General features: G+C 70.5%; 9 protein-coding genes and 5 pseudogenes. 10 read left to right on the top strand and 4 right to left on the bottom strand.

Features of this window, described 5'->3' with window-relative positions; all coding sequences use genetic code 11:
- Positions 1–5: 5 nt before the first annotated feature.
- Positions 6–1,076 (bottom strand): IS110 family RNA-guided transposase, encoded by a 1,071-nt coding sequence (locus DAA34_RS04420; RefSeq protein WP_106817779.1) that lies wholly within the window; start codon positions 1,074–1,076, stop codon positions 6–8.
- Positions 1,077–1,390: 314 nt separating this feature from the next.
- A pseudogene (locus DAA34_RS04415) lies at positions 1,391–2,590 on the bottom strand (ISL3 family transposase); the annotation flags it as partial.
- A gap of 143 nt (positions 2,591–2,733) precedes the next feature.
- On the opposite strand from DAA34_RS04415, the pseudogene DAA34_RS04410 reads away from it, so the two are divergent.
- The 5 genes and pseudogenes from DAA34_RS04410 to DAA34_RS04390 all read left to right on the top strand — a co-directional run.
- A pseudogene (locus tag DAA34_RS04410) lies at positions 2,734–3,375 on the top strand (ISL3 family transposase); the annotation flags it as partial.
- A 19-nt stretch (positions 3,376–3,394) separates the two neighbouring features.
- Positions 3,395–3,880 (top strand): annotated as a pseudogene (locus tag DAA34_RS04405) (ISL3 family transposase); the annotation flags it as partial.
- Between the two features lie 82 nt (positions 3,881–3,962).
- Positions 3,963–5,042: a catalase family protein gene (locus DAA34_RS04400; RefSeq protein ID WP_154594327.1), complete on the top strand. Its 1,080-nt coding sequence runs from the start codon at positions 3,963–3,965 to the stop codon at positions 5,040–5,042.
- Between the two features lie 24 nt (positions 5,043–5,066).
- Positions 5,067–5,783, top strand: coding sequence for a hypothetical protein (locus tag DAA34_RS04395; protein WP_044496629.1), 717 nt, complete (start codon positions 5,067–5,069; stop codon positions 5,781–5,783).
- The gene (locus DAA34_RS04390; RefSeq protein WP_044496630.1) at positions 5,783–7,168 is read left to right on the top strand and encodes a Dyp-type peroxidase; all 1,386 of its coding nucleotides are present in this window, start codon (positions 5,783–5,785) and stop codon (positions 7,166–7,168) included. The genes DAA34_RS04395 and DAA34_RS04390 overlap by 1 nt, the downstream gene beginning before the upstream one ends.
- Before the next feature lie 241 nt (positions 7,169–7,409).
- Here the strand turns inward: DAA34_RS04390 and DAA34_RS04385 are convergent, their stop codons facing one another.
- Together DAA34_RS04385 and DAA34_RS04380 are read right to left on the bottom strand one after the other, a co-directional pair.
- Positions 7,410–8,555, bottom strand: coding sequence for a glycerol-3-phosphate dehydrogenase/oxidase (locus DAA34_RS04385; RefSeq protein ID WP_019310328.1), 1,146 nt, complete (start codon positions 8,553–8,555; stop codon positions 7,410–7,412).
- Between the two features lie 35 nt (positions 8,556–8,590).
- A protein-coding gene (locus tag DAA34_RS04380; RefSeq protein ID WP_106817777.1) for an IS3 family transposase occupies positions 8,591–9,852 on the bottom strand; the annotation gives its coding sequence in 2 pieces (ribosomal slippage) (positions 8,591–9,501 and positions 9,501–9,852; 1,263 coding nt in all).
- Here DAA34_RS04380 and DAA34_RS04375 point away from each other — a divergent pair.
- From DAA34_RS04375 to DAA34_RS04355, 5 genes and pseudogenes are all read left to right on the top strand, one after another.
- Positions 9,851–10,321 (top strand): annotated as a pseudogene (locus DAA34_RS04375) (transposase); the annotation flags it as partial. The gene DAA34_RS04380 and the pseudogene DAA34_RS04375 sit on opposite strands and share 2 nt — an antisense overlap.
- 44 nt (positions 10,322–10,365) lie before the next feature.
- Positions 10,366–10,851: pseudogene (locus DAA34_RS04370) on the top strand (ISL3 family transposase); the annotation flags it as partial.
- 208 nt (positions 10,852–11,059) lie between these two features.
- Positions 11,060–12,466, top strand: a complete 1,407-nt coding sequence (locus DAA34_RS04365; RefSeq protein ID WP_106817776.1) for an FAD-dependent oxidoreductase — start codon at positions 11,060–11,062, stop codon at positions 12,464–12,466.
- Complete coding sequence (locus DAA34_RS04360; RefSeq protein WP_199847418.1) at positions 12,463–12,954, top strand: hypothetical protein; 492 nt, start codon at positions 12,463–12,465, stop codon at positions 12,952–12,954. Before DAA34_RS04365 ends, DAA34_RS04360 begins: the two co-directional genes overlap by 4 nt.
- Positions 12,951–14,471: an aldehyde dehydrogenase family protein gene (locus tag DAA34_RS04355; protein WP_106817775.1), complete on the top strand. Its 1,521-nt coding sequence runs from the start codon at positions 12,951–12,953 to the stop codon at positions 14,469–14,471. Before DAA34_RS04360 ends, DAA34_RS04355 begins: the two co-directional genes overlap by 4 nt.
- Positions 14,472–14,513 lie beyond the last annotated feature (42 nt).

Below are 14,513 nucleotides of genomic sequence, written 5' to 3'. Positions count from 1 at the left end.
GTATGTCAAGCAGCCGCCGCAGGTGTGATCGTGGCGTTGAGTTGCCTGTAGATCTGACGGGCGAGGTAGCGCTTGAGCGAGCGGCGGATCTCGCGCGGGGTGCGCCCCTGCGCGGTGCGCTTGTCGACGTAGGCGCGGGTCTCGGGGTCCATGCGCATGCGGGTGACGACGGCCATGTGCAGGGCGCGGTTGAGGCGTCGGTCGCCGCCGCGGTTGATGCGGTGTCGAACGGTGTTGCCGGATGAGGCCGGGATGGGGTTGACGCCGGCCAGGCTGGCGAAGGCGGCTTCGGAGCGGATCCGGCCGGGGTGCGACCACGCAGCGTAGGCGATCGCGGCGGTGACGGGTCCGATGCCCGGCTGGTCCAGCAGGCCCGCGGCGGGGCTCTCGTTCAACAGGGCGGTCATCTGGCGGGTGAGGTCGCCCAGCTCCCTGTCGGCTGTGCGGACACGCTTGGCGAGGCGGACGGCCTCGGCGCGGGCGACGCCGATGGAGAGCTCCTCGGCGCGGGCGCGCCACGCGGCGATCTCGCTGATCCGGCCGGTGTTGAGGGTGCCTCGGGCATCGATCCCCAGGTCGACGACCCGCAGCAGCGCGATCAGGGCGTTGATCGCGGCGGTGCGCTCGTTGGTGATGTGGTCGCGGGAGGCGATCAGGATCCGCAGGGCGGCCCGGGCTCCCTCGTCGGTGCGCGGCAGACGCAGCTGGGTGTGGTCGAGCGGGAGGGCTGCTTGAGCGATCCGGCGAGCGTCCAGGGGGTCGGACTTGCCCACGCCGCGGTTGGCGCGAGCGTTCATCCGTGGTGCCTCGGCCACGGCGTACCCAGCATCGGCAGCTGCACGCGCCAGGCGGGCGCCGTAGGTGCCGACGCCCTCGATGACCCAGAGCGCGTCGAGGTCCGCGCCGGTGCGGCGTGCGACCCAGGCGACGGCACGGGCAAGGCCGGCAGTCGTCGCTGGGAACTGTGCCTCATCGAGGACCTCTCCGGTCGGGCAGGCCAGCACGGCGAGTGCATGGGTTCGGGCGTGGGCGTCTACGCCGATGACGAATGGGCGGGTGTGCGCGACGATCGACATGGTGATCGACGTTCCTTCCTCGTGACGGGGATGTGATGTCTCGGTCGCCAAGCGGCCGGCACCGGCCCGGGTAGAGGTCACGTCGGGGCATATCTGTGATGGGCCACGACCCCGTGAATCTAGATGGGGTCGGACAGTCTCCTGATCAGGTCACCGAGGTGGGCCGGACGGTGCCGGCCGCGCTTCCCAGCGTGGACAATTCAACGGAAGAGCACCGCCGAAGCGGGCCAATTGCTTCGAGAGTCACACGCTGTTCAGCGCGACCGGAACCATCCTGACCAGCCGGTCCCGGACCAGCCAGGTAGACACTCACAGATGGCCTCGGTGGGGCCGTTGCTGGTGCCGGGTCGGTCGAAGTAGGCGAGCACGTCGTCGGCGCGCTTCTTCAGCGTCTGTCCCAGGGTGACGACCTCGGCCAGCGTGGCGGGGACGCCGTGACTGATCGATCCGATCAGCGTGGCCATCAGCTCGCGGCCCTTCGACCGGTCGGGCTCGCGGTAGGCGGCGATCATCCGCTGGTAGATCCACCAGGTCACCTCGACCTCGGCGTGCTCGTCCACGGCGAACAGCGCTTCCAGCCGGGTCTTCTGCTTGTTGGTGAGCAGGCCGGCGCCGGTGTGCAGGGTTCGCCGCGCCCGGTAGAGCGGGTCGCCCTTGCGGCCGCGGTGACCGTGCAGCTCCTGCTGGACCCGGCGCCGGCAACGGTCGAGGGCATCGCCGGCGAGCCGGACGACGTGGAAGGGGTCCATCACCGCGACCGCGTCAGGCAGCTCCTCGGTGGTGGCGGTCTTGAAGCCGTTGAACCCGTCCATCGCGACCACCTCCACCGCGTCGCGCCAGACCCTCGGGCGGGCGGCGAGCCAGGTCTTGAACGCCTGCTTGGAGCGGCCCTCGACCATGTCCAGCAGCCGGGCCGGGCCGGTCCCGTCACGGATCCCGGTCAGGTCGATGACCACGGTCACGTACTTGTCCCCGCGCCTGGTGTGCCGCCACACGTGCTCATCGACCCCGATCGCGGTGACCCCGTCGAACCGGTGCTCGTCGTCGATCAGGACCCGCTTGCCCTCCGCGAGGACCGCGTCGTTGGCGGTGTCCCACGCGACCCCGAGCCCTTCGGCGACCCTGGCCACCGTCAGGTGCTGGACCACGATGCCTTCCAGCGCCCACCGCAGGCCGCGACGCGAAAGCTTCGCTCGCGGCTGGGCCGCACGGCTGGTGTCTTGACGCCACACGTGCCCGCAACCGGTGCACCGGTAGCGCCGGACGGTCACCTCCAACACCGTGGGCCGCCACCCCAGCGGCTCGTGCGCCAGCCGCCGCACGACGCTGTCACGCGGCACGCCCTGGCAACCGCAGCGTCGGCACCACTGGTCCGGCTCGAGGACCCGGCACGCGAGCACCGCTCGGTCGGGCTCGATGCGTTGGCCGGTGACCTCGAGCCCGAGCTCGTCCAGGCGGCAGAACACGGTCAGATCGGGGCAGGCGAAGCCCGCCAGCGGGGTAGCGTCAGGCACGTCGAGGTCTTCCGGATGAGGCGTGTAGGAACCTTCATCCTCGGGAGACCTCGACCTCTCCCCCAGGACCGACGCACGCCGACCACCTCACACCACCGACTACACCCTCATCTGGGAAGAGCCTGATATCCGCCTGCCGGGCCGAGCCGCGGGCGGTGTCCCGGGTCGCGCACGAGGCGCACCTGTCCTGGCCCACGGTGATGCGGATGCTCACCACCACCCTGGACCTGGACACCGGCGTGGACCGCCGGCACGTGCGGCACCTGGGGATCGATGAGCACCGGTTCCGCACCGTGCGCTACCTGCGCGACCCGGACACCCACGCGGTGAAGCGGGTCGAGCCGTGGTCCATCGTGTTCACCGACCTGGACGACGGCGCGATCCTGGACGTCGTCGACGGCCGCCGCGGCAAGGTCGTCACCTCCTGGCTCGCGGCGCGGCCGCGGTGGTGGCGCCGGCGGGTGCAGGTCGTCGCCCTGGACATGTCGAGTGAGTTCCGGGCCGCGGTCCGCAAGGCACTACCGCGGGCGAAGGTCAGCGTGGACCACTGGCACGTGGTGCGGCTGGCCAACGAGATGGTCACCAAGGTGAGGAGGCGCCGGGTGTGGGAGCTGCACGAGCGCCGAGGGCGGGCGACCGACACCCCGTGGAAGTACCGCAAGCTGCTCACCTGCGCCGGTGACCGGCTCACCGTCCGGCAGCGCACCAAGCTGCAGCAGATCCTGGCCGAGGACGTCGAGCTGGCCGTCGCGTGGGGCATCAAGGAACACGTCCGCCAGGTCCTCACCGCCACNGTCCCACGAGATGGTCACCAAGGTGAGGAGGCGCCGGGTGTGGGAGCTGCACGAGCGCCGAGGGCGGGCGACCGACACCCCGTGGAAGTACCGCAAGCTGCTCACCTGCGCCGGTGACCGGCTCACCGTCCGGCAGCGCACCAAGCTGCAGCAGATCCTGGCCGAGGACGTCGAGCTGGCCGTCGCGTGGGGCATCAAGGAACACGTCCGCCAGGTCCTCACCGCCACCGACACGCCCTCCTTCCAGCGGCACTGGGCCCGCCTTGAGAGCGCCGTGCGAGCCACCCACCTGCCCGAGCCGGCCGCGCTGTTCCGGACCCTGCTGGCCTGGCGTCGTGAGCTGCTCACCTTCTGCCGAACCAGGGTCACGAACGCTCGCACCGAGGCGGCGAACCTGACCGCCAAGACGATCAAGAGGGTCGGGCGCGGGTACCGCAACCATCGGAACTACAGATGCCGCATCATTGGCTATGCGCCCCGACCGATCGCGGCGTGAACACCCAGCACCACGCTCAAAGCTGAAGAGCCAAATTGAGTCCAATACAATATTGTTGTCACGATGTCGAGGAGGCATACCGATGAACCCCATCCGCTACCACGATGACATCGAGGTCCCCGTCGAGAACGAGGCCGAGATCTCCCAGCGAATCGTCGAACGAATGGCCGCCACCCAGGCGGAGAACGCCGACCGTCACCGCCACGCCCACCGCGACGCGCACGCCAAGAGCCACGCGATCATCACCGGGCAACTCACCGTCCACGACGACCTGCCGCACGAGCTCGCGCAGGGCATCTTCGCCACCCCCGGCACCCACGAGGTCGTCGCCCGCCTCTCGTCGGCACCCGGCGACATCCACTCCGACGAGATCCCTGCCCCGCGGGGTTTCGCGCTCAAGATCATCGGCGTGGAGGGCGAGCGCCTGTCCCCCGACCTCGGTGGCGCCAACCAGGACTTCCTCATGGTGAACTTCCCGACGCTCGCGTTCGGCACCGTGACCAAGTACGAGGACATGCTCGACATCCTCGAGAAGAACGCGAGCAACCCGGCCGCCGCGCAGAAGGCGGTCTCCGCCGCCGCCCGGGGCATCGCCTCGATCACCGAGAAACTCGGTCGCACCCCCGGCGCGACCGTCCAGGGCCTCGCGAACGACTACTCCCACATGCTCGGTGAGACCTTCTACACCCAGGCCGCGATCCGTTACGGCGACCACGTCGCCAAGATGTCCCTCGCGCCGACCGGGGAGGTCGCCGAGCTCACCGGCGTCGACGTCGGCGACGACTTCGACGCGATGCGTACCGCGGTCGTCCGCCACTTCATGACCAAGGGCGCGACGTACGAGCTGCGGGCGCAGCTGTGCACCGACCTGAAGACCATGCCCGTCGAGGACGCCGCCGTGCTCTGGGACGAGGACGAGTCTCCGTTCCGCGTGGTCGCGACGGTCCGTTTCGACCCGCAGGACGTCGGCGGACCCGCCCGTCGGGTCGCCGGTGACGACCACCTCGCGTTCAACCCGTGGAACGGAGTCGAGGCCCATCGGCCCCTCGGGTCGATCATGCGCGTGCGCAAGCTCGCCTACGAGTCGTCCTCGCGGCAGCGGCACGACCTCAACGCCGTGGCCCGCCGGGAGCCGGACTCCCTCGCCGACCTCACCGCCTGACCCCTCACCCCCTTGGAGGACCCCATGAACGAGAAGCTGACGTCCGAACAGACCCGCATCGACCCGCGCCTCTCGGAGGAGAGCCGCATGGAGGAGTTCCGCCGCGTGGTCAAGGAGGTCGCGGCCGACGCGCCGACGATCTCCCAGATCGCGATCAACTCCCTGCTCACCGACAAGAACCCGCTCCACGAGGGCACGTACGAGTCGGCCGGCCGGGCCGGTGCCCGCTCCGGCAACGTGTCCGAGCTGACCGCCATCGCCGACCTCAGGCCCGGCGGCGCCGACCGGCTGCGCCGCATCTTCGGCCTCACCGGCGGCGACTTCGACGGCGCCAAGCGCGTCTCGACGCTGCACAACATGCGGTTCGTGTTCCTCGACGACGACACGCGTGTGCTGTTCGCCACGGCCTACGACGGCGACTGGGACACCTACATCGACGACTTCGCGACGAAGATCCCCGAGCTCATGGACCTGTTGTTCGCCAACGTCGAGGGCTGGCCGGGGATCGACTCCCCGAAGGTCAAGGACTTCATCGCCGACCACCAGATCGACGCCGCCGCGTGGTTCGTCGCGAACCCGCAGGTGACGGTCGTGGACGTGCGCCGGTACCAGCGCATGGAGCAGGCCCTGGACACGTTCTTCGACGCGATGGCGGCGAACACCGCGATGGACGCGACGACCCGGGAGGCCCTGTCGGCGCTGTCGGACGCGGTGGCGACGCCGCAGGGGGTGGACTACTGATGCCGTTCGAGCACCTCAGGGAGCTGCGCAAGCGGTTCCGTCGGGAGAGCGTCACGCTGCAGCTCGACGACATCCAGTCCCTCATCCTGCGGTCGCGGCCCGAGCCCTACGTCGGGATCCACGCGGGGTTGCGGGTCGACACCCCCGAGGGGGGTCGTGCCCTGCTGGGGCGGCTCGTCGAGTACGTCCCCTCGGCGCAGGACTGGACCGCGGACATGCACGCGTGGACGGGGGTGGCGATCAGCCACGCCGGCCTCAAGGCGATGGGCCTGCCGGAGGAGTCCCTCGCGAGTTTCCCGCTGCCGTTCCGGCAGGGCATGGCGGCCCGCGCGGGCCAGCTCATGGACACGGGCGAGAACGCCCCGGAGACGTGGGAGGAGTTCTACAAGGACGACTCCCTGCACGTCGCGGTGACGATCTACGCCGACTCGGAGGAGTCCCTGGCGGACGCCGTGGAGAAGGCTCTGGGGTACCTGGAGGAGATCGACGGGGTCACCCTGCTCGGCACGCACGCGTTCGGGGCGCCGGATGCGGCCAACCCGTTCGGCTACCACGACTCGCTCAGCCAGCCGCTCGTCGCGGGCGCCGGCGTCGACGCCCTCCCGGGGCAGGAGCGGGCCATCGCCGCGGGCGAGTTCATCCTCGGGGAGGACAGCGAGACGGGTTCGCCCGTCGCCATGCCCTCGCCGGACGTGCTGGGTCGTAACGGCTCGTTCGTCGTGCTCCGCAAGTACGACAGCCGTGTCGGCGCCTGGAACGACTTCCTCCGCGAGCACGCGGAGGAGGACACGCAGGAGTCCCGCGACGCCCTCGGCGCGAAGCTCGTCGGCCGGTGGCGGTCGGGGGCGCCGCTCGTCCTCTCCCCCGAGAAGGACGACGTCGACCTCGGCATGGATCAGTCCCGCAACGACGACTTCGACTACTCCGACGACCGCCGCGGCCTCATGTGCCCCCACTCGGCGCACGTGCGCCGCATGAACCCGCGCGGCAGCGAGCTGACGATCCTCACGGACGAGAACATCCACCGGATCATCCGCCGCTCCTCGACGTTCGGCCCCGAATGGGACCCCGACCTCACCGCCGCCGACGACAAGGACGACGAGCGCGGCCTGTTCTTCATCTTCATCAGCGCCCGCGCCTACGACACGGTCGAGTTCCTCCAGCAGGAGTGGATCAACCGCGGCAACTTCGTCGACCTCGGCACCGAACGCGACCCCGTCGTCGGACTCCACGAGGAACCGGGCCGGTTCACCATCCCCGACCGCCCCGTCCGCAAGCGCGTCGACGGCGTGACCACGTTCAACCGCCTCCGCGGCGGCGAATACATGTTCATGCCCTCCCTCACCGCCCTCCGCTGGATCGCCGACGCGGGCTGGGAGAGCTGACCAGGCCGGCGGATCGAGACCGGTGCTCGCCCGGTCGTCCGCACCGGCGATGAACGAGAGGCCCCCTCCCAACCCGGGAGGGGGCCTCTCGACTTGGAACGCCGTGGCTCTGGGGCCGTCCGCGCCCTCGGACCTCACGAGGGCGAGCACGCGCTCGACGCGCTCAGCCGTGTCGATGGCCCCCCTGCCCCCTTCCTCACCCCGCATGACGTCATCGATGACGTCATCCGGGGGGCGGGGGTCAGGTGGTCGCGAGTTCCAGGACCTGGGCGGCGACCTCGCGGGCGGCGGGGACGGCGGACTCGACGAAGGAGGTGCGGGTGCGGCGTTCGACGAGGTCCTCCACCGTGAGGGCGCCCTCCGCCAGCACGCCGAAGAGCATCTCCGCACCGGTGTAGGCGACGCCCTCGGCGACGGGGCCCGCGAACCGGGGGTACCGACGGCCCAACTCCGCGACACGACCGGCCTCGGTGCCGTAACGGCGCACGAGACGGGTCGGTTCCTCGAGACGGGCCAGCACCTCCCGCGGCGCCGCGCCCACGAGCGGGAGCGTCCTCGTCCGGCACTCCCGGTCCGTCCCGAGACGACGGCAGGCGGCGTCCACGGCGTCCTCGGCCATCGTGCGATAGGTCGTGAGCTTGCCCCCGGCGATCGTCAGGGGCCGGCCAGGTTCGTCGATGAGCAGGTGCCGTCGGGACACGTCGGCGGTCGCGCCCGCCTCGACGAGTGCGCGCTCCGCGCCCTCCGACAGATCCCCCGACGCGCCGTGCTCGCGCCTCTCCCCGAACCCGTGCCTCCCGATCCGCCTCTTCGTCCCTCCCGTCGACCCGCCCGACGGAGTCGGCAGCACCAACGGTCGCAGCCCGGCGAACCGGCCCACCACGTCCTGCCTGGTCAGGGGGCGCTCCAGCGCGCGGTTGATCGTGGCGAGGAGGAAGTCCTCGTCGGATTCCGGCACCGGCGGAGCGATGCCGTCGACCCCGGGAGCGGCGTCGTCGGTGAGGCCGACGAGCACGAGGCCGTCGCTCTGTGGCAGAGCGAACACGAACCGGCCGAAGTGACCCGGCACCGGCGCGGTGAACACGGCGCTGGGACACCCGAGCGCCTCGGCCCGCACGACCAGGTGGGATCCGCGGCTCGGCGAGATCCGCAACGACGGGTCGTGTTCACCGGCCCACACGCCGGTCGCCGAGACGACCGTGCCCCGAGCCTCGACGCTCTCGCCCGTCGTCTCGTCCGTGAGGGTGAGTCGGTCCTCACGCAGGTCGGTCGCGGCGCACCGGGTGAGGACGTCCGCGCCGTGCGCCGCGGCGGTGCGGGCCAGCGCGATCACGAGGCGGGCGTCGTCCTCGAGCTGACCGTCGGTGTAGTAGACGGCACCGCGCAAGGGCCCTACCCCCGGATCTTGGACACGGGGTGTGATTACGCAGCCGTCGGCAGCGTAGCGGTGTTGCCGGTCTCGTAGAGGACCGGCGGGACGTAGCGGCACCACGAATGGCGTCGCTTGGTGTTGTAGCGGACGAGCCACCTGAAGACCTGCCGGCGGCAGACCAGTTCGTTGCTCCAGCAGGCGGCGTCTTGGAGAACCTCGCGCTTCATGGTGGCGTTGAACGACTCGGCCAACGCGTTGTCCGCGCTGGACCCGACGGCGCCCATGGACTGGGTGACGCCGAGCTTGCGACAGAGCTTGGCGTAGTCCTTCGAGCAGTAGACCGACCCGTGGTCGCTGTGAAATACGCTGCCCTTGAGGGTGCCCCGGGTTGCGGCGGCGGCCTTCAACGCGTCCTCGACGAGCTCGGTACGCATGTGGTCAGCGATGGCCCACCCGACAAGCCGACGGCTGTAGCAGTCGATCACGGTCGCCAGGTAGAGGTTCGTGCCGTCGGCGATCGGCAGATTGGTGATGTCGCCGACGTAGCGCAGCCCTGGCGCCGGGGCGGTGAAGTCGCGCTTGACCAGGTCGGGGTACTTCTGGCCAGACGGTTCGGGGATCGTGGTCCGCACCCGCCGCTTCTTCACATAGCCCCGGATTCCTTGCAGCCGCATCACCCTGGCGACGCGCTTGTGGTTTACCCGCTCACCGGCAGGCGCGCTGTCGTTGAGCTCGGCGGTGATCCGTGGCGCACCCTGGGTGTTGTCCTCGGCATGGACAGCCCTGATCCGCTCTGCCAGCGCCGCGTCGTCAGCTGCCCTGGCTTCTCGGGCCGGGGCAGCCTTGAGCCAGGCGTAGTAGGACGAGCGCTCGATCTCGACGGGCTCACACAGTCGCTTCACCTCGAAGGTGGCGGAGTTGTCGGCGACGAACTGGAAGCGACTCATCAGCCCGTCTCCCCAGCGAAATACTTGGCCGCCCGCTGGAGGATCTCCCGCTCGGTGGTCAGCTTCGTCGTCTCGACCTCGAGCTCGTTGACCCGGGCCTCGAGCCGGGCGATCTTCTGCTCAGGCGTCTCACCGGCGGGACCCGTAGGGCTTGTCGGCGACGGCTTGGACTGCAGTGGGCTGGAGGTCAATGTCCCGTCAGCGGCGGTCTTCTTGCCGGTCCCGTAGACCGCGAGCCAGTGCCGCAGCGTGCCGCGCACGATGCCGAGATCCTCGGCGATGCCGCGGACCGTGGCGCCCGGGGTGGACTCGTACAAGTCGACGGCCTGACGACGGAACTCCTCGGAGTAGTTCTTCCTGGCCATGATTCCTGGATCATCTCGCTTCCCCAGCAGGTGCTGGATTCAGCGTGTCCAAGAACCGGGGTCAAGCCCCGACGTGCGCCCGATCTACACCGCCCCGACCGCGGCCGCGGCCAGGGACCGGTTCGAGGAGTTCGCCGAGAAATGGGGCAAGCCCTACCCGGCGATCGTGCGGCTGTGGGAGAACGCCTGGGCGGAGTTCATCCCGTTCCTGGACTACGACATCGAGATCCGCAAGGTGATCTGCTCGACCAACGCGATCGAGTCCCTCAACGCCCGCTACCGCCGGGCGATCCGCGCCCGGGGCCACTTCCCCAACGAGCAGGCCGCGATGAAGACCCTGTACCTCGTCACTCGGAGTCTGGACCCCAAGGGCACCGGACAGACACGATGGACCATGCGCTGGAAGCCAGCGTTGAACGCCTTTGCTATCACCTTCGCCGACCGCATGCCGGCCGCCGAAGACCGCTGACCATGAAAACGCCACTTACACCGTTAGGCGGACAGTCCCACGAGATGGTCACCAAGGTGAGGAGGCGCCGGGTGTGGGAGCTGCACGAGCGCCGAGGGCGGGCGACCGACACCCCGTGGAAGTACCGCAAGCTGCTCACCTGCGCCGGTGACCGGCTCACCGTCCGGCAGCGCACCAAGCTGCAGCAGATCCTGGCCGAGGACGTCGAGCTGGCCGTCGCGTGGGGCATCAAGGAACACGTCCGCCAGGTCCTCACCGCCACCGACACGCCCTCCTTCCAGCGGCACTGGGCCCGCCTTGAGAGCGCCGTGCGAGCCACCCACCTGCCCGAGCCGGCCGCGCTGTTCCGGACCCTGCTGGCCTGGCGTCGTGAGCTGCTCACCTTCTGCCGAACCAGGGTCACGAACGCTCGCACCGAGGCGGCGAACCTGACCGCCAAGACGATCAAGAGGGTCGGGCGCGGGTACCGCAACCATCGGAACTACAGATGCCGCATCATTGGCTATGCGCCCCGACCGATCGCGGCGTGAACACCCAGCACCACGCTCAAAGTTGAAGAGCCCACAATTCGCCCGACCCGAAGGTGATGGCGAGGTGCAACTTGCCATGCAGTCGCCGCTCGAGGCCAGCCGGGCGGGGCGGTGCCGCTGGCGCCAGTCTCCCCGCGCGCACACCCGCCGCCAGCACTGTCGCGCGAGGAGCGGAACGGGCTTCCGGCGCGCTGCTAGCGTCGCGCGCATGTCCGGTACCGCCCCCCGCCACGACGTCGTGGTCATCGGAGCGGGCACCTCGGGGCTCACCGTCGCCCGCGAGCTGTCCCGCGCCGGCATGCGGGTCCTCGGCCTCGAGGCCGGCGCCCGCTACTCCCGCAGGACCTACCCCCGCACCGAGGTCGACACGAGCGCCCAGCTGTTCTGGGGCGGCGGCGTCGAGCTGACGACCGACGCGGCGATCGCCATCCTCCGGCCGAAGGTCGTCGGTGGCGGGTCCGTCGTCAACCAGGCGCTCATGGACCGGTTCGACGACGTCGCCTGGGACGACTTCCGGGCGGCCTCGGGCATCCCGTTCTTCCGCAGCGAGGACATGGCGCCCTGGTACGAGCGGGCCGAGGCGAACATCGCGCTGCAGATCGTCCCGGAGGACCGGCGCAACGAGAACGCCCGGATCTTCGCCGAGGGCTTCGAGGCCAACGGTTACCGGTGCGCCCCGCTGCGGCGAGCCCAGGCCGACTGCCGGTTCGAGGACGGCAACTCGTGCATCGAGTGCCTCGGCGGGTGCCGCATCGACTCCAAGCAGTCGACGGCGCTGACGGCGCTGCCCGTCGCCGAGGAGCACGGCTTCGAGCTGCGCGCCCAGCACGAGGCGGTCGGGATCGTCGAGCGGCCCGACCACGTCGAGGTCCACGTCCGGGACCTGGGCGGCACCACCAGCACCGTGCTCGCCGACCGGGCCGTCCTGGCCAGCGGGGCGATCGGCAACTCCCGGCTGCTCCTGGCCTCCGGGTTCGGCGAGCGGCTCCCGGCGATCGGGACCGGCTTCTACAGCCACCCGCAGTTCATGAACTTCGGCATCTTCGACGATCCGGTCAACGCCCACGACGGGCCGCTGCAGAGCTACAGGAGCGCCGACCCGGGCTTCCGGCGGCAGGGCTTCAAGCTCGAGAACGTCTTCGCCGGCCCGGCGTCGATCGCGATGCTCGTTCCCGGCTTCGCCGCCGCGCACCTCGACGTGATGAAGCAGCTGACCCACCTGGGGTGCATCGAGGTGTGCATCCGCGACCAGCACCCCGGACGCATCCGGCTGGGGAAGAAGGGTGCCGTCCTCGTCGAGAAGCGGCTCGACGCGGAGGACCGGCGCCGCCGCCGCGCCGGGGCCGACGCGATCCGCAACGTCCTGAACGCGATGGGCGCGAAGCGGATCGTCGAGGGTGAGATGGGCATCGGCCTGCACCTCATGGGGGGCTGCGCCATCGGCACCGACCCGCGGCGCTCGGTCGTCGGGGAGGACTTCACGCTGCACAGCTCGAGCCGCATCCACGCCGCGGACTCCTCGATCTTCCCCAACGCGCCCGGCATCAACCCGGCGCTGTCCATCATGGCGCTCTCGCTGCGGGCGTCCGAGACGATCCTGGAGGCGGCCCGATGAGCACCCCCGCCCACGAGGGCGCGGCCAACCCGCTGTCCCCGGCGATCGACGCGATCACCCCGGAGGTCCCGGCGTTCCGACGGCTCACCCCGAAGCAGCTGCGCGGCCTGCTGCGCCTGGGCGACGTCGTCATCCCCGGCGACGAGGACCTGCCGAGCTTCAGCGGGTCGGGCGCGGCCGACGGGATCGATCGGATGCTGCCGTACATGTACGAGAGCGACCGCTCCTCGCTCCTGCTGCTCCTCGACGCGTGCGCCCGGCTGCCGAGGCCGGCGATCCGTGGCATCGTCGCCCTCGCGGCGTCCGCGGCGCGGTACCCCGAGCCGGTGGCGGGGGTGCTGCGGATGGCGAACACCGGGATCAAGGGCGTCGTCCAGAGCCTCTACTGGTCCGACATCGGGACGGGCCGGGTCCACACCCGGATCGGGTACGACGCGCACATCGACGAGGCCGCCTACGAGCGGTCGCTGAGGGAGGGAACCCCGTGACGCACGAGGAAGCCACGCAGACCACCGGCCCGACCGGCGCGCAGGTGGACGGCGTCGTCGAGCGCGCCCGCCGGGCCGCGCCAGCGATCGCCCGCCTCACCGTCGGGCAGCGCTGCGCCCACCTGCAGCGCCTGCGGGAGGTCGTCCTCGCCCGCCGCGAGGAGATCATCGACCGCGTCCGCACCGAGACCGGCAAGTCCCGCAGCGACATCCTCATGTCCGAGGTGTTCGGGGTCCTCGACGCGCTCGCGTGGCTGGAGGACAACGCGCAGGACGCGCTCGCGGACGAGAAGATCCCGACTCCGCTGACGCTCATGGACAAGAGGTCGCGCGTCTGGTACGAGCCGCGCGGGGTCGTCTTCGTCATCTCGCCGTGGAACTACCCGTTCTTCCAGGCGCTCGTGCCGATCGCGAGCGCGTACGCGGCGGGCAACGCCGTCGTCTACAAGCCGAGCGAGCACACGCCCCTCGAGGGGCTGGTCGAGTCGCTGCTCGAGGACGCGGGGTTCGCCCCGAGCCACGTGCAGGTCGTCTACGGCGACGGGGCGGTCGGTTCGGCGGTCATCGACCAGCGGCCCGACCAGGTCATGTTCACCGGGTCGACGCGCACGGGCCGCAAGATCCTTGCGCAGGCGGCGCAGCACCTCATCCCGTGCGAGCTCGAGCTCGGCGGCAAGGACCCGATGATCGTCTTCGAGGACGTCGAGATCGAGCGGACCGTCGCCGGGGCCGCGTTCGGCGCGCTCACGGCGACGGGCCAGTCGTGCACGTCCGTCGAGCGGCTCTACGTGCACGAGTCGATCCACGACCGCTTCGTCGACGCGCTCGTCGACCACGTCTCGCGGCTGACCCAGGCCGACACCCCGGCCGAGGACAACGACCTGGGCCGGATGACGACGGACTTCCAGGTCGAGGTCGTCGCGCAGCACGTGCGGGACGCGAAGGACCGTGGCGCGACCTTCCGGACCGGGGGCGACTGGGACGGGACCGACCCGGTGATCCCGCCGATGGTCGTCACGGACCTGCCAGAGGATGCGCTCATGGCGGTCGAGGAGACCTTCGGCCCGGTCATCCCCGTGTTCCGGTTCTCCGACGAGGACGAGGTGGTCGCCCGCGCGAACGACACGGTCTACGGGCTGACGGCGAGCGTGTGGAGCGCCGACCTCGAGCGCGCCGAGCGGGTGGCTCGGGCGCTGCGCTGCGGCGGGGTGTCGGTGAACAACGTCATGGCGACCGAGGCGACGCCGGCGCTGCCGTTCGGCGGGCTCGGGCAGTCCGGGTACGGGCGGTACAAGGGCGTGCACGGTCTGCGCACGTTCTGCAACGCCAAGTCGGTCATCCTCGACAAGGACGGCGACAAGATCGAGGCCAACTGGTACCCGTACACGGGCGAGAAGTACCGGCTGTTCACGAAGATGATGGTCGCGAACTTCACCGACTCGCCGCTGCGGCTGGCGCGGTTCGGGGTGCTCGGCACGAAGCTCGAGGGCCTGGCGAAGAGGTCCCGCCGCCCCTGAGGGCGCGGGTCGGGGGCACCAGCGGCGTCCCCGACCCGAGCG

The sequence above is a fragment of the Janibacter massiliensis genome, assembly GCF_900289115.1.
Lineage (GTDB): Bacteria > Actinomycetota > Actinomycetes > Actinomycetales > Dermatophilaceae > Janibacter_A > Janibacter_A massiliensis.
The sequence above is the reverse complement of the archived record's forward strand: the minus strand, read 5'-3'. Positions and strand labels throughout refer to the sequence as shown.

Bases quoted from the DNA above. Each gene is read 5' to 3' on its own strand.
- DAA34_RS04365 (WP_106817776.1), top strand. From the start codon at position 11,060: ATGTCCGGTACCGCCCCCCGCCACGACGTCGTGGTCATCGGAGCGGGC.
- DAA34_RS04400 (WP_154594327.1), top strand. From the start codon at position 3,963: ATGAACCCCATCCGCTACCACGATGACATCGAGGTCCCCGTCGAGAAC.
- DAA34_RS04420 (WP_106817779.1), bottom strand. From the start codon at position 1,076: ATGTCGATCGTCGCGCACACCCGCCCATTCGTCATCGGCGTAGACGCC.
- DAA34_RS04395 (WP_044496629.1), top strand. From the start codon at position 5,067: ATGAACGAGAAGCTGACGTCCGAACAGACCCGCATCGACCCGCGCCTC.
- DAA34_RS04360 (WP_199847418.1), top strand. From the start codon at position 12,463: ATGAGCACCCCCGCCCACGAGGGCGCGGCCAACCCGCTGTCCCCGGCG.
- DAA34_RS04390 (WP_044496630.1), top strand. From the start codon at position 5,783: ATGCCGTTCGAGCACCTCAGGGAGCTGCGCAAGCGGTTCCGTCGGGAG.